This window comes from Candidatus Buchananbacteria bacterium, assembly GCA_013359225.1.
Classification (GTDB): domain Bacteria; phylum Patescibacteriota; class Patescibacteriia; order Buchananbacterales; family UBA6539; genus JABWCG01.
This window is the reverse complement of the sequence record JABWCG010000001.1, coordinates 442,173-466,509: the sequence shown is the minus strand read 5'-3', so window position 1 is coordinate 466,509 and position 24,337 is coordinate 442,173. Positions and strand designations below refer to the sequence as shown.

22 protein-coding genes are annotated in these 24,337 nt (G+C 41.5%); 17 read left to right on the top strand and 5 right to left on the bottom strand.

Annotated features, from left to right (window positions below; translation table 11 throughout):
• Position 1: 1 nt before the first annotated feature.
• The 16 genes from HUU49_02500 (at position 2) to miaA (ending at position 19,916) form a co-directional block, all read left to right on the top strand.
• Positions 2-511: a CvpA family protein gene (locus tag HUU49_02500; protein ID NUM25477.1), complete on the top strand. Its 510-nt coding sequence runs from the start codon at positions 2-4 to the stop codon at positions 509-511.
• The gene (locus HUU49_02495; GenBank protein ID NUM25476.1) at positions 508-1,308 is read left to right on the top strand and encodes a TatD family hydrolase; all 801 of its coding nucleotides are present in this window, start codon (positions 508-510) and stop codon (positions 1,306-1,308) included. The genes HUU49_02500 and HUU49_02495 overlap by 4 nt, the downstream gene beginning before the upstream one ends.
• Positions 1,309-1,316: 8 nt before the next feature.
• Positions 1,317-1,436, top strand: coding sequence for an SEC-C domain-containing protein (locus HUU49_02490; GenBank protein ID NUM25475.1), 120 nt, complete (start codon positions 1,317-1,319; stop codon positions 1,434-1,436).
• Positions 1,437-1,711: 275 nt separating this feature from the next.
• Positions 1,712-2,404 (top strand): phosphoribosyltransferase, encoded by a 693-nt coding sequence (locus tag HUU49_02485; GenBank protein NUM25474.1) that lies wholly within the window; start codon positions 1,712-1,714, stop codon positions 2,402-2,404.
• Positions 2,405-2,429: 25 nt separating this feature from the next.
• On the top strand, positions 2,430-3,272 hold the full coding sequence (gene pyrF, locus HUU49_02480) for an orotidine-5'-phosphate decarboxylase (GenBank protein NUM25473.1): 843 nt from the start codon (positions 2,430-2,432) through the stop codon (positions 3,270-3,272).
• 258 nt (positions 3,273-3,530) lie between these two features.
• Positions 3,531-6,572 carry a UvrD-helicase domain-containing protein gene (locus tag HUU49_02475; GenBank protein ID NUM25472.1) on the top strand — a complete coding sequence of 1,014 codons (3,042 nt, stop codon included), beginning with the start codon at positions 3,531-3,533 and terminating at the stop codon, positions 6,570-6,572.
• The gene (locus tag HUU49_02470; protein NUM25471.1) at positions 6,573-6,869 is read left to right on the top strand and encodes a DUF721 domain-containing protein; all 297 of its coding nucleotides are present in this window, start codon (positions 6,573-6,575) and stop codon (positions 6,867-6,869) included.
• 63 nt (positions 6,870-6,932) lie between these two features.
• On the top strand, positions 6,933-7,328 hold the full coding sequence (locus tag HUU49_02465) for a hypothetical protein (GenBank protein NUM25470.1): 396 nt from the start codon (positions 6,933-6,935) through the stop codon (positions 7,326-7,328).
• Positions 7,325-8,356 (top strand): phenylalanine--tRNA ligase subunit alpha, encoded by a 1,032-nt coding sequence (pheS, locus tag HUU49_02460; GenBank protein ID NUM25469.1) that lies wholly within the window; start codon positions 7,325-7,327, stop codon positions 8,354-8,356. Before HUU49_02465 ends, pheS begins: the two co-directional genes overlap by 4 nt.
• Before the next feature lie 7 nt (positions 8,357-8,363).
• Positions 8,364-10,739 (top strand): phenylalanine--tRNA ligase subunit beta, encoded by a 2,376-nt coding sequence (locus HUU49_02455; protein NUM25468.1) that lies wholly within the window; start codon positions 8,364-8,366, stop codon positions 10,737-10,739.
• Positions 10,740-10,768: 29 nt separating this feature from the next.
• A complete protein-coding gene (locus tag HUU49_02450; GenBank protein NUM25467.1) occupies positions 10,769-11,074 on the top strand; it encodes a hypothetical protein in 306 nt (101 codons plus the stop codon).
• A gap of 83 nt (positions 11,075-11,157) precedes the next feature.
• Positions 11,158-14,712 (top strand): DNA polymerase III subunit alpha, encoded by a 3,555-nt coding sequence (locus HUU49_02445; GenBank protein NUM25466.1) that lies wholly within the window; start codon positions 11,158-11,160, stop codon positions 14,710-14,712.
• A 100-nt stretch (positions 14,713-14,812) separates the two neighbouring features.
• Complete coding sequence (locus HUU49_02440) at positions 14,813-15,904, top strand: hypothetical protein (protein NUM25465.1); 1,092 nt, start codon at positions 14,813-14,815, stop codon at positions 15,902-15,904.
• Positions 15,905-16,710: 806 nt separating this feature from the next.
• The gene (locus HUU49_02435) at positions 16,711-17,295 is read left to right on the top strand and encodes a GNAT family N-acetyltransferase (GenBank protein NUM25464.1); all 585 of its coding nucleotides are present in this window, start codon (positions 16,711-16,713) and stop codon (positions 17,293-17,295) included.
• A complete protein-coding gene (locus tag HUU49_02430) occupies positions 17,270-19,033 on the top strand; it encodes a threonine--tRNA ligase (GenBank protein ID NUM25463.1) in 1,764 nt (587 codons plus the stop codon). Before HUU49_02435 ends, HUU49_02430 begins: the two co-directional genes overlap by 26 nt.
• Positions 19,020-19,916, top strand: a complete 897-nt coding sequence (gene miaA, locus HUU49_02425; protein ID NUM25462.1) for a tRNA (adenosine(37)-N6)-dimethylallyltransferase MiaA — start codon at positions 19,020-19,022, stop codon at positions 19,914-19,916. Before HUU49_02430 ends, miaA begins: the two co-directional genes overlap by 14 nt.
• A 42-nt stretch (positions 19,917-19,958) precedes the next feature.
• On the opposite strand, the gene HUU49_02420 is transcribed toward miaA, so the two are convergent.
• The 3 genes from HUU49_02420 to tmk all read right to left on the bottom strand — a co-directional run bounded on the left by HUU49_02420 (position 19,959) and on the right by tmk (position 22,547).
• Complete coding sequence (locus HUU49_02420) at positions 19,959-20,246, bottom strand: hypothetical protein (protein ID NUM25461.1); 288 nt, start codon at positions 20,244-20,246, stop codon at positions 19,959-19,961.
• 1 nt (position 20,247) lies between these two features.
• Complete coding sequence (gene gatB / locus HUU49_02415) at positions 20,248-21,783, bottom strand: Asp-tRNA(Asn)/Glu-tRNA(Gln) amidotransferase subunit GatB (GenBank protein ID NUM25460.1); 1,536 nt, start codon at positions 21,781-21,783, stop codon at positions 20,248-20,250.
• Positions 21,784-21,872: 89 nt separating this feature from the next.
• Positions 21,873-22,547 (bottom strand): dTMP kinase, encoded by a 675-nt coding sequence (gene tmk / locus HUU49_02410; GenBank protein NUM25459.1) that lies wholly within the window; start codon positions 22,545-22,547, stop codon positions 21,873-21,875.
• A gap of 66 nt (positions 22,548-22,613) precedes the next feature.
• Between tmk and HUU49_02405 the strand changes: the two genes are divergently transcribed.
• Positions 22,614-22,919 carry a hypothetical protein gene (locus HUU49_02405; protein NUM25458.1) on the top strand — a complete coding sequence of 102 codons (306 nt, stop codon included), beginning with the start codon at positions 22,614-22,616 and terminating at the stop codon, positions 22,917-22,919.
• A 26-nt stretch (positions 22,920-22,945) separates the two neighbouring features.
• Here HUU49_02405 and HUU49_02400 read toward each other — a convergent pair whose 3' ends face one another.
• Positions 22,946-23,461 (bottom strand): dihydrofolate reductase, encoded by a 516-nt coding sequence (locus HUU49_02400; protein ID NUM25457.1) that lies wholly within the window; start codon positions 23,459-23,461, stop codon positions 22,946-22,948.
• A gap of 2 nt (positions 23,462-23,463) precedes the next feature.
• The gene (thyA, locus tag HUU49_02395; GenBank protein ID NUM25456.1) at positions 23,464-24,336 is read right to left on the bottom strand and encodes a thymidylate synthase; all 873 of its coding nucleotides are present in this window, start codon (positions 24,334-24,336) and stop codon (positions 23,464-23,466) included.
• Position 24,337: the final 1 nt, after the last annotated feature.

Genomic DNA, 24,337 nt, shown 5'->3' with positions numbered 1-24,337 from the left:
TATGTATTTAAGCATTCTTGATTTAGTTTTAATCCTTGTTATTTTTGCATTTGTCGCATTTGGATTTGCTCTGGGGTTGGTACAGAGTATCGGCGCATTGGTGGGAGTCGTGGCGGGTACATGGTTAGCGGGAATGTACTATGAGCCGGTTGCCGGTTGGTTGGAGATTATTCTTTTAGGCAATGCTGTCGCCGCGCGAGTGATTGCGTTTATTTTGTTGTTCACGATTGTCAATCGCCTGGTCGGCTTAGCTTTTTGGCTAGTTAATAAAATTTTTAATTTGATTTCAATTATTCCGTTTGCCAAGAGTTTCAACAGAATTCTTGGTGCCTTGTTCGGTTTAATTGAAGCCGTATTGGCGATTGGTACGATAGTTTATTTTACGGTTCAGCTGGCGCCGATAGATTGGTGGCAGACGGCCGTAGCTGGCTCCCAGGTTGCTCAGCTATTGATTCAATTAGCGTCAATTCTAACTCCGTTATTACCGGAAATAATTAAAGCGGTTGTATGATCATTGATACTCATGCTCACGTAAATTTTGAGGCGTTTGAATCGGATTGGCAGGAAGTGATTGCCGACTGTCAACAGCATGAAATATGGATGATCAATGTGGGGGCGCAACTAGCAACGAGTCGTCGGGCCGTAGATATTGCCCAACAATATGAAAGGGGTGTTTATGCGGCAATTGGGCTGCACCCGATTCATGTCTCTGGCAGTGAATTTCATCCGGAAGCTTTTAATGTTGATGATTATCGAGCGTTAGTGTTAAGTTCTAAAAAAATTGTCGCAATTGGTGAGACCGGTATTGATTTTTTTCACAGTGACAGTAATTTTGAAAATCAAAAAAAAGTTTTTACTAAACAGATACGGCTGGCTAAAGAATTTGATTTGCCGATAATTATTCATGGTCGTAACAGCAAGGATGGGACCAAAGATGCATATCAGGAAATTTTAAATATTGTTAAAACTGAAAAATATAATCGAGGAGTGGTGCATTGCTATGGTGGTAATTTAAGTCAGGCTTTGGAATTTTCAGAATTAGGTTTCTACGTTGGCTTTACCGGTATTGTTACTTTTGACAAAACCGGCAAGTTGCCGGAAATCGCCAGTAAGATTTCTTTAAGTTCAATGCTGATTGAAACTGATTCACCGTACCTAGCACCGGAGCCGCATCGCGGCAAACGAAATCAGCCACAATATGTGAGACAGGTGGCGGAAAAGATTGCAGAAATTAAGAGTGTTTCTTATACTACAGTAGTGGAGGAGATGACTAAAAATTCATTTAATTTATTTAAATTTAATTCATAACCTACAATATGCCACATTTGGGTGACGATTGCCCTTGCGGGTCAGAACGTCCGTATGGCGAGTGCTGCGGTGCGGCAGAGCCATGCGACTGCGGTTCCGGAAAACCGGCTGGCGAGTGCTGCTACTAGTTTTTTAGATATTGATTTCGCGGTTGAAGCGAAAGAATCCTAGTATAAAAAAATCTAAAGATTTGTTTTAGGTTATTTTGCCGTTAAAAAATTCCTGCATATATAGCAGGAATTTTTGATTGATTCAGGCCTATATTTTAGCTTAATTGAGATAAAAATTATCCTTGACTTTATTTTTAATACTAACTAAAGTAATTAGGCAGTTGGGGGGCTGTGTACCTTCCAATCTATTTATTCTGGCGAATAAAACAACCGGTTACAGGAGGAAAAGTCGTATGGAGATGAGTTTGGCTGAAATCCTTGAAGCTGCCAAAGCTCGAGGAGCGATTTTGACCGACGACCATGTCGTGTTAACTCCTAAGCCCGCCGGGCATTTTCATGCTCCCGGGTACTTTGACAAGGATCGACTGTTGTCCAGCGGTCGGCTGCTTTCGGCAGCCGCCCGAATCATCGCCTTGCGTTTCGTTGATCACGACATCAGCGTTGTGATCGGACCGACGTATGGTGCGGTTGGTCTGGCAGCGGCGACAGCGTGTTGGCTGAGCCGGATCACTGGTCGGGAAGTTAACTGGGTGTTTGCCCAGGAAAAGACAGGCGACGGTGTTAAAAAGGGAGAACGTGTCATCGGCCGTTATTTCCCGACAATTGTCGCTGGCCAAAACGGGCTCGTGACTGAAGACGTGTTTGCCAGCGGTGGTTCCGCCGTGGCGACGATTAACGCTGTTAATGAGGTTGGTGGCATTGTCGCCGGAGTGGCGGTGATTTGTAACCGCGGCGGCATTACTGCTGAACAGCTTGGCGTTCCGGTTCTTGAAACGCTGTATGATATTCCGATGGTGATGCACCCGGAAGAAACCTGCCCACAGTGTGCTGATCTTGTGCCGATCAATATGATGGTTGGTCACGGCAAGGAGTTTTACGAGCGTCATCCGCAAAGTTCCGTGCCGCGCGGTGTGTTAGCACTCTAGCGCCGGGACGAAAAAAGGAGATTTCGTGATGATATCTTTTCTGGACCGATTGTGCGAGATTCAGGCTCAGCACCAAACTCGCGTCTGTGTTGGGTTGGATCCCGACCCTGATAAACTGCCAGTGCTCAAAGGCAGTCTGCGGGAACAGTTGATCCGGTTTGCAAGCGATATTGTCGAGCGGACTGCGCCGTACGCATGTTGCTACAAACCGAATTTGGCTTTTTGGCAAAGCTGCGAAGCCGAACCGGAGCTGGCAAAACTGATCAGCTTTATTCAGTCGGAGGTTTGCTTGCCGGTTATCTTGGACGCCAAGTATGGCGACATTGGCAACACGGCCGAGAAATATGCCGTCGCGGCATTTGAACGATTCGGCGCTGATGCCGTGACGCTCAATGCCTACCTGGGTACCGACACATTGGCGCCGTGGTTGAGGTGGGGCGCGGCGAAAGGACTGTACGTTTTGTCGCATACCAGCAATAAGGGCGCGGCCAAGTTTCAGGAGGACTGCGTTGGCGGCGGCAAACCGTTATTCGTTTATCTGGCTCACGAAGTTGCTGCATTGCAAACCGAGGAAAGTACCCGGATTGGGTTTGTGATGGGAGCAACATTTCCGGGTCAGATTAAATTTTTGGGGACCGACAACCCCATTTGGCGGCCCGCGGAAATTCCGCTCCTGATTCCCGGCGTTGGTTCCCAGGGAGGTGAATTACTGGAAACCGTCAGATACGCCAGGACATATCCGTTTGTCATTAATTCGTCACGAGGCATTATTCACGCCTCGTCTGAGGCTGATTTTGCGGAAGTCGCCGGGCAACGAGCCTGTGAGCTACGCGATCAAATCAATGCTGCTCTGGAGCAGACTGCATGAGCAAAAAGCCAAGCCATAACTATGACGGTGGTGGTAAGGCTAAATATCCGGGGCGTCCTCATAGGTGCGATATCGTGCCAGACACTAAGGCCTGTAAGAAGTGTCGAACAAATGGGGGCATGTATTGTCGAGACTGTGTGGCCTGGTTGGGGGCTGCAAAAAAGAAATAGAACCTTGACTTAAGAGTTTAAATAGTCGATGCGTCGGCCTATTTTAAACTCTTTTTTATTTAATCATTTTTTATGTTAAAATGGGGGCATGGAAATTAATCTTAAAAGTTTAAATGACGAACAAAGGCAGGCTGTAACTCATGATGCCGGGCCTCTTTTGATTGTCGCCGGTGCGGGAACCGGGAAAACGACGGTAATTACTCAACGGATTGGCTGGTTGATTGAACAGGAGAAAGCTAAGGCGGACGAGGTTTTGGCTTTAACGTTTACGGAAAAAGCGGCCACCGAAATGGCAGAACGGGTTGATCGACTGTTGCCGTATGGCTATGTTGATTTATGGATCTTAACTTTTCACGCCTTTGCCGAAAAAATTTTGCAGCAACATGCGCTTGAGATTGGTGTGCCTAATGATTTTAAAATGTTAAACCAAACGGAACAGTGGATGCTGATCAGGCAGAACCTAGATAAATTTGAACTTGATTTTTATAAACCGCTTGGCAATCCGACTAAATTCATTCATGCGTTAATCAAACTTTTCTCGCGGGCAAAAGATGAAGTTATCTCAGCCCAGGATTATTTGGAATACGCTAAAAATTTACAACTAAACGCCGACGGGGCTGATTTTATTAAAGATTTTTTGAGTCAGGATGAAATTAAAACATTAAGTAAGCAAGAACGAAAAGAATTAGTAGCACAAGAAATTAAAAAAGTACAGGAAGTGGCTAATGCCTATCACGTCTATCAGCAATTGCTGCTGGAAAATAACGCGCTTGATTTTGGCGACTTGATTAACTATTGTTTAAAACTGTTTAAAACTCGGCCGGCTGTATTAGCTAAATATCGCCAGAAGTTTAAATATATTTTAGTTGATGAATTTCAAGACACCAATTATGCCCAGTATGAGTTGGTAAAATTATTAGCTGAACCCAATCAAAATATTACTGTAGTCGGTGATGATGATCAGTCAATTTATAAATTTCGCGGGGCGTCGGTTTCTAATATTTTAGAGTTTAAAAAAGATTATAAAAATTCCAAAGAAGTTTTTCTGACAAAAAATTATCGTTCAACCCAAAATATTCTTGATTTATCATATAGTTTTATTCAGCAGAATAATCCAAACCGGCTTGAGGTAAAATTGGCAAAGAATAAAAAAGCGCCGGCCGCCTTAACAAAAAAATTAATTTCTCAAAATAAGGAGAAGGGAGAAATTTGTCACTTTCATTTTGAGACGGCCGACGATGAAGTCCGGGCAGTGCTTAAGCACATTGCTGATCTGAAAGAAAAAAATCCGGATGCCAGTTGGGGCGATTTTGCTATTTTGGCCCGAACAAATGAAGTCGCCAACTTTTTTTCTCAGGCATTGAGTCAAACTCAAATTCCGTACCGCTTTGTGGCGTCGCGCGGCCTTTATTTAAAACCAGTGGTATTGGATATTTTGGCTTATCTGAGGTTGCTGGATGATTATCATGAAAGCAGCGCGGTATACCGGATTTTAAATTCACCAATCGTTGGTTTGCCAGACCGGACAATTGTTCAGCTTAATTACTGGGCGCGTCGCAAAGGCTATTCATTATTTGCAACAATACAGCAACCAGAAGTGGTTCGTCAGGCCGACATGGATACCAGATCAAAAATTCAGAAATTTTTAGGCTTAGTAGAGCGTCACACTCAAATTGCCCGTGATAGATCGGTGACAGAAGTGGTTATGGCCTTCTTGGAAGACTCTGGTTATCTGCAACATATGACTAAGGATGAGAACGCGGAAATGATTCAAACGACGGCATATTTAAATCAGTTTTATAAACGAATTAATGATTTTGAACAGTCGGCGCAAGATCCGTCAGTCAAGAATTTTTTGGAATTAATGAATCTTGAGTTGGAAGCCGGTCAGACGGGGGATTTGGAACAAAATATGGATGAGGGTCCGGACGCGGTTAAAGTGATGACGATTCATGCTGCTAAAGGGCTGGAATTTCAGTATGTGTGGGTAGTCACGATGGTTGACCGGCGATTTCCGACTGATAATCGTCCCGATCCCATTAGTCTGCCCGATTCTTTGGTGAAAGAAATTTTGCCTCAAGGCGATGTACACTTGCAAGAAGAGCGCCGGCTTTTTTATGTGGCCATGACGCGGGCAAAATCCGGATTGTATTTAACGAGCGCTTCAGATTACGGTGGCAGCCGGCAAAAAAAGATTTCTCGGTTTTTGGCGGAGTTGGCAACGCTCGGGTTGCCGCTTGACCAGCCTGAAGAAAAAACTGTTAAACATAAGCTCAAGTTGGCACCGTCCGCCTCGGAAGTTACGGTCAGAAAAATCGAGTCTGACGACATTAGCTATTTGTTGCCAAAAAAGTTTTCTTTCACTCAGCTAAACTCTTTTGAAAACTGTCCCTATCATTATTGGTTGGAGTATATCCTAAAGATTCCGCAGCGCGGTAAAAACTTTTTTTCGTTTGGTTCTTCAATCCACGCCACTTTGCAGAATTTCTTTTTAAAGGTGAAAGAACGTTCAGATGTTGGCCAGCAAGATTTATTTGGTAGTAAAAAGGGCTTAACGGCTGTCAAAAAACCACTGGTTAGCTTGGAAGAGTTGTTGGAAATTTACGAACGGGTTTGGATTGATGATTGGTATGGTACTCGCCGAGAGCATGACGAATACAAGGCCAATGGCCGACGAATGCTTAAAGATTTCTATCAGCAGTATGAAAAAGAATTAACAGTGCCAAAATTTTTAGAAACGCCTTTTAATCTTCATTTAAAAGATGAAGAGAGCGGTGAGCATTATACGCTGATTGGTAAAATCGACCGGGTTGATCAGATTAATAATGGTGTTGAGCTAATTGATTATAAGACTGGCGCTAGCAAGAAACAGGATCGCCTAGAGCCAGAAGATAAAAACCAGTTATTAATTTATCAATTAGCTGCAAGTCAGCATCTCGGAGAAACCGTTGAAAAATTGACGTACTATTATTTGGAAGACGGTACCAAGGCGTCTTTTATCGGTTCCCAAAAAGATTTGGATAACTTGTCGCGCAAAATGGTAAAAACTATTAAAGCCATCTTGGAATATCCGTGGCCGGCGAAAAAATCCGATTGTACCTGCCGCTTTAATAATTTAAACAATTTATAAATGGGTTTTACAAAAATCGAAAAATTACTTGATCGATCAGTCAAGAAGGCGGGTATTCAGCAGCAGGTCCAGGAGGCAAAAGTTTTGGAAGATTTTTCCAATGTTATGGAAGTAATGTTCGAACCAAAAGTATTCGCCAAAGTTAAGCCGCTTTATCTGAAAAATGGCGTATTGTCGGTAACGTGTCTTTCTTCAGTTTTAGCTGAGAAATTAAAGGCTCAGGAGCCCTATATTTTGAAAAATCTTAATAGTTTCTACCATAAGAGAGTTGTTTCGAGCTTACGGTTTTTGGCCTAGTTTTTTGATTATTTTTTTGATTGCCTGGCCAATCTTTTTTTGTTATAATAGAATAGTTAAGATATGAACTATCGACTATTTTTAACTTTAATTATTTTGGGGACTATCATCTCATGGGTTACTTGGGTGGCGGTTCTTTTTTATTTTGATCCGACTCAGATTAGTTTTATCGGATTTAGCTTGTTTTACCTTAGTTTTTTTATGGCTTTTGGCGGCACGGTGTTTGTTATCGGCGATTTAGTTAAAGCTAAATTGTTAAAAAAACAAATGCCATATCACCGTCTAAAAACTTCAATTCGCCATGCGATATTATTGACGTTGCTGGTGGTTGGTTGGACGGTTCTTAAAGGATATGGCTTGCTGTATTGGTGGAATTTGATTTTGTACATGATGGCTTTAACGGTTTTGGAATTTTTCTTTATCTCTTCTCAGAAACAGCGTCCGCATAGCAATTTATGAATGAACAACTAGCAAAAATACAACAAGAGTTTGAGCAAGATATCGCCGGGGTCACCAACCTTGATGATTTGGCGCGACTGGATATTAAGTATCTCGGTCGCAAGGCCGGTGTACTGACAGATGTTTTGCGTGGCTTGAAAGATTTGCAGGAAGAAGAAAGAAAGATTGTTGGACATTTGGCTAATCAGTTAAAAAATAAAATTACTGAAGAAATAAGTAAAACCAATCAACGGCTCAAAACTCAGGGTGGCCGGGCGGACAGTTTTGACGTCACAGTGCCTGGGTACCAGTTTCCAGAAGGCAGTTTGCATTTAGTGACTAAAGCGATTGAGGAAATTTCAGAAACATTTGAGCGCTTAGGTTTTATCCGGCGGCGATATCCGGAAGTCGAATGGGACTATTATGCGTTTGAAGCTTTAAATATGCCAACTGATCATCCGGCCCGTGATGAGTGGGAAACCTTTTTTATTGATCCAAAGCCAGTGGGCCCCAAAGGGCAGCGAGTGTTAACACCGCACACCTCATCGGGGCAAGTACGGGAGATGGAAAAGGGAAATCTGCCAATTAGAATGATGAACATATCAAAATGTTATCGGCGACAAATTGACGTTAGTCATGTTCCGATGTTTCATCAGTTTGAGGGGTTGTTAATTGATAAAGATGTTACCATCGCCGATCTGAAAGGAACGCTTGATTATTTTGTTAAGAATTTTTTTGGACCGGAACGCCAAGCGAGGATTAGGCCGTTTCATTTTCAATTCACCGAACCGAGTTTTGAAATTGATGTTTCTTGCGGGCTATGTCTTGGTAAGGGGTGTAAAATGTGTAAGAGCGGCTGGCTAGAGCTTGGCGGTGCTGGAATGGTGCATCCGAATGTCTTGAAAGCTGGCAAAATTGACGCAAAAAAATATTCCGGTTTTGCGTTTGGTTGGGGAGTTGAGCGCACTTATATGATGAAATCCGGCCTGCGTATCCCTGACATTAGGATGATGTACCAAAACGATTTACGGTTTTTAAAACAGTTTTAATTTATCCATGAATTTATCACTTTCTTACAACTGGATAAAAGAGTACCTCAAAACAAATAAATCTGTTGAGGAGTTTGTTAAGGAGTTTTCTTTGCGCAGTCAGACTATTGATCGGTTTCGTCCGATCCGGCCGCCGTTTAGAAATGTAATAACGGCAAAAATTTTAGAAATTAATCCTCATCCTAACGCCGACCGGTTACGTTTAGCGACTGTTGATACTGGCCAGGGTAAACAGACGGTAGTTTGCGGTGCACCTAATATAGCGGTTGGGCAGGTGGTGCCGCTAGCACGGGTCGGAGCGCAGGTAATTGATCAGGATGGTACGACTTTTGAAATCAAAAAAGCAAAAATTAGAGATATCGAGAGCGATGGCATGATTTGTTCTCCCCGGGAATTAGGATTAGGTGAAGACCATTCTGGCATTATGGTACTGCCGTCCGATACAAAAATTGGAAAAAAATTTGAAGAAGTTTTTGATTTTGACGACTATGTCTTGGATATTGAGGTAACTTCCAATCGGACTGACGCAATGTCGGTTGTCGGATTGGCACGGGATGCCGCGGCGGTGCTGGGGGGCACCTTTTTGACCAAACTGGCTGAACCAAAATTAAAATCAGTCCATGATTTGCCGCTTGGAATAAATGTAAAGGAATCAAAACTGTGTCCGAGATATAATGCAGTGGTAATGACGAATATTACTGTTGGTCCGTCACCGCTTTGGATGCAGCTACGCCTGATTGCTGCCGGCATGAGGCCGATTAATAATTTGGTTGATATTACGAATTATATTCTTTTAGAATACGGCCGGCCGATGCATGTTTTTGATTATGATAAAATTAGCGGCCAGGAGATTATTGTTCGCTTGGCTAAAAAAGGTGAAACAGTATTGGCCCTTGACGGACAAACATATCAGCTTCAGCCAAATCATCTGGTGATTGCCGACAGTCAGCGCGCCGTTGCTATTGCCGGTGTTATGGGTGGCGCCGATTCGGCGGCATATGAAAACACTAAGACAATTATTTTTGAATCGGCGACATTTGATCCGCTAGCAACCAGAAAAACGGCCCGGGAGCTGAATTTACATTCAGCATCCTCAGACCTATTTGAAAAAAATCTCCATCCGGAATCAACCTTTGTTGGAATCTTGCGAGCAATTGAATTAACTCAGGCGTTGGCGGGCGGCCAGGTGGCCTCGCCGATTGTTGATATTTATGATCAGCCATATAAACCTAAAAAAATTGAATTAGACCTTACTGATGTCAAACGATATTTAGGGGTGGAATTAAAACCAAGCGAAATAAAAAATATTTTGACCAATTTAGGATTTGAAGTTTCAGGAAGCGCCAGGTTTAAGGTGATAGTTCCTTGGTATCGGGCATATGATGTTACCGCCAGTCACGATTTGATTGAAGAGATTGCCCGTGTATATGGCTATCATAAGCTGCCGGTTTCATTGCCGAGCGGCCAGGTGCCAGTTGAAGTAAAAGACCCAATTTTTTATTGGGAGAAAAAGGTTAAGAATTGTTTATCCGGCTTAGGGTTTAGTGAAGTCTATAATTATTCAATGGTATCGGAAAAATTATTGGCAACAATGGGGTATTCGTCTGCGCCGGCAGTTAAAATTGATAATCCGCTTAACGAAGATATGGTGTATATGAGAAATACCTTGTTGCCTCAAATGCTACAGAATGTTTCAGACAACCTGAATAACTATCAAACACAAAAAATCTTTGAATTAAGCAATATTTATATCCCGGCTAAGACTAACGATTTGCCAAAAGAACTTTTAAAATTAACTGCCGCGGTAGTTGACGAGCAGTCAGCCGTGTTTTCTCTGGCTAAAGGGACAACCGAGTTTCTGCTTAAAAAAATGGGGATTACTAATTACACGTTTAAGTCGACGGATGACAATTGTCCGATCTGGGAAGCGGGCAGATGTCTTGATGTTTATTTGGGCGAAGAATTTTTAGGCCAGTTTGGTATTCCCAAAGCTGAAATCCGAGAACGATTTGGGATTAATCGCGGCGTAGCATTAGTTGATTTTAATTTCCAGCTGTTAACCGCTCATGCCAAAGCGGAAAATATTTTTGAGCCTTTGCCGGAATTTCCAAGTGCCACGCGTGATATGGCAATTATTGTGGATCAAGGGGTTGCCTGGGGCGACGTTTTTGCTAAAGTGTCAGGAATCGATAATTTAATTGTTTCAGTTAACTATCTGAGTACGTTTGTGAATCAAAATATTGGCGATGGCAAAAAGAGTTTAGCGTTTCGGTTGACATTCAGGTCTCCGGAACGAACGTTAAAATCAGAAGAAATTGATCGGGTTTTATTAGCGGTTGAAAAGAAGTTAGTTCAGCTATTTGGCGCGCAAATTAGAAAATAAATTAGGATAAATCTTAAAACAAAAATTATATGATTATTGAATCATCAAAAGACATACTTTTTTTGACCATTGCGTTGTCAATCTTTCTTTTTACCGTTTTTGCTTGCTGGGCGGTTTATTATGTGATTGTCATGCTTAAAAATATTAGCAAGATGACTATCAGCGCCCGCGAAAAGTTGGAGCTAGTTGATAAAATTTTAAAATTGATTAAGGATAAATTAGAGAAAGGCTCGAATCATGCGGCGATGATTTCTGATTCAGTAATCAAACTGGTTGGGTTTTTAATGGAAAAACAGAAAAATTCCGGTCCGGCAAACAAGAAACGCCGAAAGTAGGTTTAATAAAATCAAGTTTGAGGGAAAGCGCTGCTTTCCTTGGGGGTCATTTAATCATTTAAGACTTCCAGAAATATTTAATTATGTCTTTTGTCCATCTCCATACCCATTCTCATTTTTCATTACTCGACGGCTTGTCAAAAATTGATCAGCTGGTTGCAAAAGCCAAGCAATACAACATGCCAGCTTTGGCATTGACTGACCACGGCGTTATGTATGGTTTGGTCGAGTTTTATCAAAAAGCAAAAAAGGCCGGAATTAAGCCGATTCTGGGGGTTGAGGCATACGTTGCTCGAAATGGTCACCTTAATAAGCGGCCGAATATTGATACGAGTCCGTATCATTTGATCTTATTAGCGAAAAATCTCGAAGGCTATCAAAATTTGATTAAATTAACAAGCATTGCCCATCTTGATGGGTTTTATTATAAACCAAGAATTGATTTTGAATTGCTAGAAAAATATCACGAGGGTTTGATCTGTACTTCGGCTTGTTTGGCGGGAGAAGTTTCTAAGCATATTGTGAATGGTGATGATATTGCTGCCGAAGAAACGGCCAAGCGATATCTTAAACTTTTTGGGGAGGGGAATTACTATTTAGAGGTTCAACATCACCCCAATATTAACCACCAGGCACAGGTAAATAAAAAAATTTTTGCGCTGGGAGAAAAATTAGGCATACCGATTGTAGCAACAAACGATATCCACTATCTGAATTCTGACGATGATTATGCTCAGGATGTCTTGTTGTGTATTCAAACCAAAAGAACTTTAGCTGATACGGACCGGATGAGCTATATGGGGGAAGATTTTTCCATGAAAACTCCGGCGGAAATGCAGGCAATTTGGAAAGACCACCCGGAGGTTATCGCTAATACTTTGAAAATTGCTGAGAGCTGCAATGTTGAACTTGAACTTGGCAAAACGTTGCTGCCTCATTTTGAGGTGCCTAGCGGCAAAACAGATATTGAATTTTTAAAGGAGCTTTGTGAACAAGGCTTAAAAATACGATACGGCACAACTGATGTCGCATCAAATATTAGACAACGACTTACGTATGAGCTTGATATTATCAAGAAGACTGGTTTTGCTTCTTACTTTTTGATTGTTTCTGACTTTATTAATTGGGCAAAAAATAACGATATTGTTGTCGGCCCGGGCCGTGGGTCAGCGGCCGGCAGTTTAGTTGCTTATTTAACCAATATTACCAATATTGATCCCTTGCAGTATAATTTGATTTTTGAAAGATTTTTGAACCCCGAAAGAATATCAATGCCTGATATTGACTCTGACTTTGCGGATACGAGACGTGACGAAGTTATTAGTTATGTTTCCCAAAAATACGGCAATGATCATGTGGCACAAATTATCACTTTTGGAACGATGGCTGCCCGGGCGGCGATTAGAGACGTTGGCCGGGTAATGGGGCTGCCGTATGCTTATTGTGATAAAGTGGCAAAAATGATTCCTATGTTTACGTCGCTTGACGATGCCATCAAAACAGTACCTGATTTGCAGGCAGTGATGGTTGAGCCGGACGGCCGACGATTGCTTGAAATTGCTAAAAAGTTAGAGGGATGTGCTCGCCATGCCTCAACCCACGCTTGCGGTGTTGTAGTTACACCGGATTCAATGGATGCTTATATCCCTCGCCAACGCTCAAGCCAGGATGAAAATGAAATTGTAACCCAGTATGAGATGCATGCAATTGAAGAGTTGGGCTTGTTGAAAATTGACTTATTGGGCTTGAAAAATTTAACCATTATTGAAAATACTTTAGAAATTTTAACCAAGGCACTGGGGATTGAGATTAAAATTGACCGTTTACCGCTTGATGACAAGAAGACGTTTGGAGTGTTTCAACGGGCTGAGACTACGGGAGTATTTCAGCTAGAAAGTTCCGGGATGAAACGCTATCTAAAGCAGTTGGCACCAACAGAGTTAGAAGATATTATCGCAATGGTTTCTTTATATCGTCCCGGTCCAATGGAGTTTATTCCTGATTATATTGGCGCCAAACATGGTCGCAGGGAAGTGGAGTATCTAGATGAACGGATGCGGCCAATTTTAGAAAAGACTAACGGTATTATCGTTTATCAGGAACAACTGATGGAGATCGCCCGAGTATTGGCCGGATTTTCTTATAGCGAAGCTGACGTCTTACGTAAAGCGGTCGGCAAAAAAATTGCCGCATTGTTGAATAAACAGGAGGAAAAAATGATCGCAGGTATGGTTAAAAATGGTATTAAACCAAAGATTGCAAAACAGATTTGGGATTATGTTTTACCGTTCGCCCGTTATGGGTTTAATCGTTCTCATGCTGCGTGTTATGCAATGATTGCTTATCAGACAGCTTATCTTAAGGCCCACTACCCTTCAGAATTTATGGCTTCACTATTGACGGCTGATCACGGAAACGTTGACCGTATTGCCATTGAAGTTGAGGAGTGTCGCCAAATGGGAATTGAAGTGTTGCCGCCGGATATCAACGAAAGTTTTTCAACTTTTACCGTGGTGTATGACACTCCTGAGCGTCGGGCTGACAAGAAAAGCAATAAAATTAGGTTTGGCCTGAGTGCTGTAAAAAATTTGGGGGAGAATATTATCAGGGAAGTCATTAAGGAGCGAAAAGGGAATGGACCATTTTTGACGCTAGAAGATTTTTTGAGTCGAGTTAAGACTAAAGATTTGAATAAAAAATCGTTAGAGGCCATGATCAAATCTGGAGTGCTTGATACGCTAGGCGAGCGCAATCGACTGCTTTACAATATTGATAAGCTTCTTATTTTTATAAAAAATATCAATCAGGAAGCGGATAGCATGCAGTCTAGTTTGTTTGGTATGATGGCAACAACCGTGTCATTACCAAAGCTGTATCTTGATCCGATTGATCCTGCTGACGATAAACAACGGCTCAACTGGGAAAAGGAATTTTTAGGCCTGTATGTTTCAGCCCACCCGCTATCAGAGTTTCATGATCATATCCGGCACGAAGTCACGCCGGTTAAAGACTTGCTGAATGAGGATAATGGTTATGGGGAGCAAGCCTTAAAGGTTGCCGGAGTTATTACTAAGGTAAAAAAGATAATTACTAAAAAAGGCGAGCCGATGCTTTTTGTTAGGATAGAAGACATGACTAACGGCATTGAGGTTTTGGTGTTTCCGACAATTTTGCGGTCAAATCCAGAAATTTGGCAGGAGGATAAAGTAATTATTATGAATTGCCGCTTATCTGATAAGGACGGCGATGCTAAACTGATCTGCAATCATGCCAAGGAAATGAGGGCTGAAAATATTTCATCAATCCTTCAGGAGCTTGATTCCGCCGGAAATGGGAGTGATGGCAACCGATTTTACCGAAAAAATTTCGCCAAGCCGGTTGCTAATGACCGGGAAACGGTAATTGGCGGGACAGCTTTTGTCCTTTTACCTTCGACTGCTGACCAGAATTTAACTGACCGCCTAAAGGAAGTCTTTGACCGGCATCCGGGGCATAACAAGGTTTGTTTAGTTATGAGAAATGGACAGGGATTTAATAAAATTGTTACTAATTATTTAGTTGATTCATCAGAAACCCTTGTAGAATCGGTTGAATCATTGGTTGGAAAAAATTGTTTTAAGATTGAAACCACACGCTAACGTTGCCAGCTTAGTATTTTTTCTGTATTATATTAATATGAGGGATGCGTCGTACATATTGCCAAAGTCATACCGAAAAATCGGTCTCGGCTTTTTTATTTTGTCTATTTTGGTCTCGGCTTTAGTTTTTTATTTGGCCTTGGCTAAGGTGGTTATTGTTGTGACACCAAGCGCTCAGACTGTCAACCAGGAGTTTGTTTTTAATGTTAAAGATCGTTCAAACCTAGGATCGCTTACTGACACTAATATTGTACCGGGCCGGATCAAGGTGCTTACCGTTTCGGGTGAGGAAATTTTTCCATCCACCGGTGCTAAATCAGTTGAATCAGATATCTTGGGAGAGGTGACGATTGTTAACAATTATACAAAAGAACAGTCATTAGTCAGAACGACCCGGTTAGCTGCTGCGGAAAATCCGTCGGTAATTTTGCTGCGTCTGGATCGAACGGTTAGTGTTGGGCCTGGCCAAAAAATAAAAGTACCAGTCTACCCCGAGGATCCGGAAAATTTTAAGGAAATAAAACCGACCAAATTGATTATGCCGGGACTTTGGGGGCCGCTTCAGGAGCAAATTTATGCGGAAGTTGAAAATACTCTTCGTCCGGGAGGGTATCAAGTTTCCGTTGTGACTGATCAGGATTTGACGGACGCCGAAAAGAAACTCAGAGATAGCTTATTCCAAAAAGCCTTAAATGATGTTAACGACCAGCTTGAAGCAGAAGAACGGCTTTGGCCAAAACTAGTTTCTTCTAAGGTTGGTCAGACAACCTTTGATTCAAAGGTTGGTGATGAAATTTCAGAGTTCAAAACATCAATGAATCTTGAAACCGTAGTGGTGGTTTTTGATGAAAGCCGGGTAATGAGCTTAGCCCGCGAAAAATTAAAATCGGAATTGCCGTCGGAAAAACAATTACTTGATCTTGACCCGAAAAGTTTTAATTATCAGGTGGAGCAGTATAATGTTGAATCAGGAGAGGCGAGTGTTAAAGTTTCTTTATCAGGCAGTTCAATTATCTCGGAACTTAATGACACAATTGATAAATCGGAACTTGGTGGTATGACTTCGGAAGAAGTCCAGGCCTATTTCTCTCAGTTTTCAGAAATCCAATCAGTGACTGTAGAGTTCCATCCTGCCTGGTTAAAAAAAATTCCCCGGATTAAAGACAAGATTGAAATTATAGTCGGGCAGTAAATTATTGGTTACTTAAAAAATTCAGTCGCCTCCAAGCGACTGAATTTTATTTTGGCCCACGCGCGTTTATTATCGCAGAAATAAATACCTTAGAGAAAGAGGGGAAGCCAATCCTTCCCCAGCTGGTATCACGCTTCGGCTAGCTCAGAGAGTAGTTTCCCGTCCCTGGTTTCTTGTGTCGCCTGTAGAGCTAATTCGACAGCTCTGGTTGCGTTACTAGACTTGCCATAGCAGGGATACCCATCGTCGTAGATCGTACAAATGAACCGTGGAGTCATGCGTTGATAGTTTAGTTCGACGTGATGGAACTCAGTCGTTGCCTGCTTTAATGCTGAAGCCAGTCTTGCGGACTGGTCATCGATTTTGGTACCGGCGCATATTCGGCTGATTACTGTTCCCAGACCAATTCCCAGTGCCACCAATGCAGCTGAAACTAACAAGTTAAACATCTGTGATCCTCCTTTGCTTTTGACTCCTTCTCCAAAATATCTTGTAAAATGAACAAAACATTACTTAACTTTGCTATTTTAGATGAAATTGTTAACTATATAATACTAATTTTGCCAAGTGCCGTCAAAAAGGTGAGGTTGACATTACGTCGTCAATAATCTATAATAAAAATACCTAGAATGATTGATGAAGCTACCAACTTCATGTTTTGTAAACTCCCGTTGTTGGGGACTAAATTTTAGGCCAATTCATAGAAAAGTGCCCGCTTTAAGCTTAAGGCGAGGAACTTGGGTGGAACCACCCGCTTAAGGGTCCCAAGCAGAAAATAAATCTGGCTTGGGTTTTTTGTTTAAAATATGGCAAAAAAATTTATTCTCAAAGGTAAAAAAGTCGTTTTACGTCCGCTGTCATTGGATGATGCGCCGCGTTTTTGCCAATGGTTGAAGGACCGTGAAGTTACTAAATATTTAAGTATTTATGATCAGGCGCCACCCACGCTTAAAGAAGAACGGGAATGGATTAGGGAAACTAATCGTAATAAGCGAAATTTAGTTTTGGCAATTGATACAATTGAAGGGGTCCATGTCGGAGTTGTTAGTTTACGGGTGCCTAAAAATACGGTTGGTATAGCAGAATATGGCATCAGTATTGGTGATAAAAAATATTGGGGTCAGGGTTGTGGTACGGAAGCTGGCAAGCTTATTGTTGATTATGGGTTTAAGAAGTTAAAATTGCATCGAATTCATTTAAATTTTATTGCCTATAATTTTCGCGGACAAAAGTCGTATGAAAAAATTGGTTTTAAGCAAGAAGGAATTTTTCGGCAGCACATTTACCGCGAAGGATATTGGCATGATCAAATTCATATGGGTTTATTGCGGGAAGAATATTTAAATAAAATTAACCATAAAAAATATGGACGAAAAATTACTAAAAATTAGACACACCGCTTCACACGTCATGGCTCAGGCAGTTTTAGAACTTTTTCCTGATGCTAAAATCGCGATTGGTCCGGCAATCGAAGACGGTTTTTATTATGATTTTGATTTTGGTAAAAAAATGCCGACTGATGATGATCTAAAAGAAATCGAAAAGGTGATGAAACATATTATTAAACAAAATCAGAAAATGGAGCAGTACGACGTGGAAACTGATGAGGCAATTAAGTATCTTAAAAAGAAAAAACAGCCGTATAAGGTGGAACTGGCTGAGGATCTAAAAAAGGAGGGCGAAAAGAAGTTGAGTTTTTATGTTATGGTCGCGCAGGACGGTAAGCGTAAATTTAATGATATGTGCGCCGGACCCCATGTTAAATCAACCAAAGAAATTGGTGCTGTCAAGTTAATGAAATTGGCCGGAGCTTATTGGCGCGGAAACGAGAAAAACAAAATGTTGACTCGTATTTACGGAACTGCCTTTGCTTCGGAAAATGATTTGAAACAGTACCTTGATATGTTGGCGGAAGCGGAAAAACGCGATCATCGAAAACTCGGTAAAGAGCTTGGCTTGTTTGTATTTTCCGAATTAATTGGTCCCGGTATGCCGATGTATACACCAAAGGGGGCTTTGATTAGAAAGCTGATTATTAACTATTCGAATGAATTACAGGGTAAAATTGGTTACCAAGAAGTCCATACTCCCAACATCAACAAGGCTGAATTGTTTAAAATTTCAGGGCATTATGACAAGTATAAGGATGATATGCTTGAAGTTAAATCTCATTACACAGATGAACAATATTATCTTAAACCGATGAATTGTCCACAGCATACTCAAATTTATGCATCGCAACTTCGTAGTTACAAGGACTTGCCAATTCGGTTTGCTGATTTTTCCAATTTGTATCGGGATGAGAAACCGGGCGAACTTAATGGTTTGGCACGCTTGCGATGTTTTGCTCAGGATGACGGCCACTGTTTTTGCCGCGAAGATCAAATTCAACAGGAGTTTAATGCTGTGCTGGAAGCGATTAAGGAAGTAATGAAGACTTATAAAATGGATTACTGGATCCGGCTTTCATTACGCGATAAGAATCATAAAGAAAAATATATTGGCGAAGATCAGGTTTGGGATAAGGCCGAAGGTATATTGGAATCAATTTTGAAAGACAATAAAATTGAGTATAAAATTGGTGAAGGTGAGGCCGCGTTTTACGGCCCTAAAATGGATTTAATGGCTAAAGATGCAATTGGCCGCGAGTGGCAACTTTCAACAATTCAAATTGATTTTAGTATGCCGAATCGGTTTGGCTTACGGTATATTGATAAGGACGGTTCGGAAAAGACTCCGGTAATGATCCACCGTGCTTTAATTGGTTCGCCGGAACGATTTTTGGGAATATTAATTGAGCATTATGCCGGAGCGTTTCCTGTCTGGTTGGCACCAATTCAGGTTCAAATCATTCCGGTCGGGGCCGACTTTGTCAGTAATTGTCAGAAGTTAGCTGAGGAATTAAAAAGTAAAGGTATTAGAGTTGAAGTTGACCAAGCTGACGAAACTGTTGGCAATAAGATTCGTAAGGCCGAAAAATCAAAAGTTCCGTATATGTTAGTAATTGGTGAGAAAGAAGCTAAGAGTAAAGATCTTCAGGTAAGAATCAGAGGCAAAAAGGAAGTTGAACTGATTGGTCGAGATGAGTTTTTTGACCGATTAGTTGAAGAAATTCATGGAAGAAAATAATAAAGTTATCATTATCCTTGGCACGACGGCTGCTGGAAAAACAAAGATTGCCGTTCGTCTTGCAAAGCGATTTAACGGTGAAATAATTTCGGCTGATTCACGTCAAGTCTATCGGGGGATGGATGTTGGTAGCGGTAAAGATTTAAAAGAATATGCCGGCGTACGATACCACCTGATTGATTGCGCCTCTCCCAAAAGGGATTTTAGTGTTGCTCGGTGGCAAATGATGGCTAATCAAGAAATAAAAAATATCTTGAAGCGGGGAAAAGTTCCAGTTATTTGCGGCGGCACTGGCCTTTATATTTCGGCAATTACGGAAGGGTATTTACTGCCGCCGGCCGGTAATAATAAAATTATTCGATCTAGGTTATCCAAAAAAACATTAGATGAGTTGCTGCGGGAGCTAAAAAGGGTTGATTTTAAAACGTATGCTCATATTGACCGCCATAATCGTCGTCGGGTTCAGCGTGCTTTGGAAATTTATTATCAGACCGGTAAGCCAAAGTCAGCATTAGTTGGAAAATCAAAACCAAATTTTGATTTTTTGAAGATCGGTGTCGCTTTCCCGCAGGAAGTTTTGGTTAAGCGAATTAGTAAACGGTTGCGAACTAGGCTTGAAAAAGAGGCAATGATTCAAGAGGTTAAAAAACTGCGTCAGTCCGGTGTTAGTTGGAAAAGGTTAGAGGCCTTTGGTTTGGAATATCGCTTTATTGCCCGTTATCTGCAAGGAAAGACGACTTATCAAGAAATGTATGAATCTTTGGAAAAGGCAATTAAAGATTTTTCAAAGCGGCAGATGACTTGGTTTAAACGTGATAAGAGTGTAATTTGGGAAAATGATTATTCAAAAATCGTTATATTGGTGAATAATTTTTTAAAATAAAAAAAGAGCCCCGATAGTTTTATCCGAGGCTGTTTTTTTATTTTAGGCAACTTCTTTACTCATTGTCGTTGAGACGGTCCTGATTTCTTCAGCTAAGCGCTTTAGTTGTTTATTATCAAGTGCAGCTTTGTCTTCTCTATTGAAAGCGCTGATGAAAGTTTCGGCGGCATCAGCATATGGTCTAAACAAATCGCCGGTTGGCAGTTCGTAGACGTTTGGGTTAGGCCCAAGCTGTTCCAAAAGACTAATTGCATCTAAAACTTTATTTGGATTTTCTTCTTCAGCGAAAATTGGTTCACCTTGTCTTTCGAGACGGTCTAATCCTGGCATATTATTTTAGTTTATTTGTTAGTAAATCTTTAGTTTCATTTGGGTCAGCCTGACCCTTGGTTTCTTTCATCACCTGGCCAACAAAAAACTGAATAAGTGTTTCCTTGCCATTTTTATATTGTTCAACCTGTTTTGGGTTATTAATGATTATTTGGTCAATAATCTTTTCTAAAGCTCCACTGTCTTGGGTACTGCCTAAATCATCTTCTTCTATGATAACCGAAGGATCTTTGCCGGTTTGGTGCATTTTTTCAAGAATTTTTTGAGCAACGGTTGAGTTGATTTTATTTTGATAAACAAGCGATATAAATTCAGCAAAATTTTCAGCGGTGATTTCCTGACAGCTTTGCAGATCTTTATTTTCTTTGTAAATCAAAGCCATTAGTTTATTGATTAGCCAGTTGGCGCATAGCTTAGCAAGCTTGGCCTTGTTAGTATCCCAAATTTCTTCTTTGGTACCTTCGGTTTCATCCAGCGAAATTAGCCAGGCGCGAAGCTCAGACATTGCCTGTTCAAAGAAGTTGGCTAAACCTTTATCATCAGTGATGATTTTGGCATTGTCGGGGCTTAATTCAAATTCTTGAATAAAGCGAAGGCGTTTGTTTTGAGGTAACTCTGGCAAACTATTTTTGATTTTTGCTACATCGATTGCATTTGGCGCTCCGGGGGTGAAATTAATTGGTGGCAAATCCGGTTCTGGGAAATATCGATAGTCTGATGCTTCCTCCTTAGTGCGCTGTTCTTCGGTAACGCCTTTGTCTTCATTCCAGCCGCGAGTTGTTTGTGTATCAGGAATTTTTCCTTCCTCCCATAGCTTTGTTTGTCGTTTAATCTCATACTCCAAAGCTTTTTCGACAGCTCGAAATGAGTTAATGTTTTTAACTTCAGTTTTTGGTTTAAGTTTTTTAATGTTGATATTTTCCGGGTCTTGGTCAGTAAGAGAAATATTTGCATCACAACGCAAATGACCTTTCTCCATGTCCGCGTCAGATACTCCGAGATAGCGCATAATCATGCGTAGCTCTTGCATGAAAGTTTTAGCTTCAGCGGGGGTGCGCATGTCAGGTTCGGTAACAATTTCCATCAGCGGTGTGCCGGCGCGGTTGTAATCTACCAGTGTATATTTACCATCGGCTGAGTGGAAATTTTTAGCGGCATCTTCTTCGAGGTGGAGGCGGGTGATGCCAATTCGTCGCTGACCGTCTTTTGTTTCGATATCTAAATAGCCTTTCAGGCCGATAGGCTGATCATATTGTGAAATTTGGTAACCCTTGGGCAGGTCGGGATAAAAATAACTTTTGCGGTCAAATTTGGAAATTTCGGGGATGGTGCAGTTAATGGCCATTGCTGACATGACTGACCATTCAACCGCTTGGCGGTTTGTTACTGGCAGGGTGCCAGGATGGGCCAGATCAATCGGATTAATGGTGGTGTTAGCGGGCTTGTCTTCGCCAGTATTATCGGCCGGGGAAAACATTTTTGATTTAGTCTTTAATTGAACATGGATTTCCAGCCCAATTACCGGGGTTAATTTCATAGGATATTTTGATAAAAATGATTGTTTTACTGTACTAGCTTATCATAAACTGCCTGAAAAATAAAGCCTAAAATCAGGCTTAATTTTAGCTATAAAATTTTATTTTTCTCAAGTATTGGTTGTAGTGCGTGCCAGATGATGTTGGCGATTTCCTCAATTGGTAAGAGCCCGGTAGTATCGCAACACTCAATGGTTTGCCAGTTAAGTTTTGCGGCAAGATATTGACATCGGGTTTCGGCGGTTTGCATATGTTCAAGCGTATCATGTCCGTCGTGGCCTTGGCCGCGCTTGGTAATCAGATCATAGGCCATAGCCGCCGGTAAATGAAGATAGAGTATTAGGTCGGGTCTGGGGATTTGAAAAGTATCAAACTCCATTGCTTCATTCCAGGAAATAAATTTCTCTAACTCATCTTGAGAAAATTTAGTACCCTGGTGGATAAGGTTGCTTGTATAATATCGGTCCAGCAAGACAATCTTTCCTTGATCAAGCCACTGCTTGATTTTATCGCTTGATTCCCAGCGGTCGGCAGCGTAAAGAATTGAAGCCAGATAAGGATTAACTTTTGTTGGATCGCCAAATTCACCATTTAGATAGCGCCTCACCTGCCGGCCGAAAAAATTGTTAGTGTACTGAGGAAAATCAATTGTCTCAACATCCAGGTGCGAAGCTTTAAGTTTTTCAAAAAGAATTCTGGTTTGAGTGGCTTTACCAGAACCATCAATTCCTTCAATGACGATAAGTTTTCCGATGTGGTTTGACATTTATTTGGTAATTAGTTAGAGTAGCATTGTTTGCGGTTTGGCCCCAACCATCTTGGAGGACGCAATATGATCGGTATCGTGCTGTTAGCTGTTTTGGCGGCCTGGCTGGTTTTGGCCGTCGGATTATCAATGTTTGCCGCTCTTCGCAATGGACGAGAGTGTGGTAGAACAGTTCTGCTGATCAGCGGGTGTTTTATGCCCTGCATGTATGCGTTGTATCTGGCGAGCCCGCTTACGCTCGGCGCCCGATTGCTGACGTCGCTTTACCAGATACCAGATGTGTCCTGGTTGACGACAGCAGTGCTGGTTTTGTTCTTTGTTTGTTTTACTTTTGTTTTGCGGAAAGTCGGTCTGGCATTTTGCCAGTCCTGACACGCTTAAGAGGTTTTACCTCTTTTTTATTTTATTATTTTGTAATGAAGCTGAACGGCCTGGTCTCCAATTTCTTTTGCCGCCAGAAGCTGTAAATTAAGGTCGAGGTCTTCACCTTCGGTAAAGTTCATACCCATTCCAAAAATTTTTGGTTCAACCGTAATTAAAATCTCATCTACTAAATTTGCTTTTAAAAAGAAAGAGTTTGTTCTGGCGCCACCACCAAGTACCGCTGACGTAAAGCCTCGTTGCTCCAGGGTTTGTACCACTGTTTCAGCTGGGGCGTTCATAAATTCCAACAAACCTGGTTGAACTTGCTCCTGATATTTTTCCGGCGTTAGCGTTAAAATTAAATTCAGTCGTCCAGGCAAGGGGCGGCCAATGGTGTTAAATGTGGTTTCGCCCATAATGATGACCCCATGTTTTTTAGTTTCGGCGATAAATGCTTTTTTATCGGCTTTGGTGGTCCAGTCAGCAGTATGGTCTTTGTGTTTAGCAATAATGCCATCGGCAGTCATTGCCATCATGAGAATTATTTTCATAGTTAAACAGCGATTTCAAGCTTAATGGTCGGATAGCTTTGGTAATTAATTAATTCGGTGTCGGTATATTGCCACTCAAAGATTGATTGGAAATTTTTAGTTTCAACTGTGGGGAGTTTATATTTATTCGGATCGCGAGAGAGTTGTTCTTTAGCACCTTTAATATGATTTTCATAAATATGAACATCACCTAAAAAACCAACCAGGCGGCCTTCCTGGTAGCCGGTTTCTTTGGCTAACAGGTGAAGTAGCAGGGAATAGCTGGCGATGTTAAATGGCAGGCCTAACATGACGTCAACGGAACGCTGATTCCACATTAAATTTAATTTGTTGCCTGTTATAACTACTTGAAATAAGTAGTGGCATGGAGGCAACGCCATTTCGTTCATTTGTAATGGGTTCCAGGCTGAAACAATCATTCGGCGATCGTTGGGATTAGTTTTAATCGTTTCAACCAGTTTTTTGAGTTGATCAACGCCTTGGCCGGAGTAATTTGAATCAAAATTATCATAAGCGGCATTGAAATGCCGCCACTGAAAGCCATAAATCGCGCCCAAGTCGCGTTCAGCAGCCATTTTGTTTTTGGCCGCTTCGTCGTGGCCGTATGGCGCTTTTTTAGGGTTGGCCCATTCATCCCAAATGTGGTTATTGCGGTCAATTAGCCACTGTTTGTCGGTTAAGCCTTTGATAAAGAATTCAAGTTCGCTAGCGACTAGGCGAAATGGTACTTTTTTAGTGGTGAGCAACGGGTAGCCTTCGGCCATATCATGTTCAAACATCATGCCGGCGATTGAAATGGTATCAATACCGGTACGATTTTCTTTTTTAGTTCCGTCGGTTAGAACTTTTTTAACAATGTCTAGGTATGCTTTCATA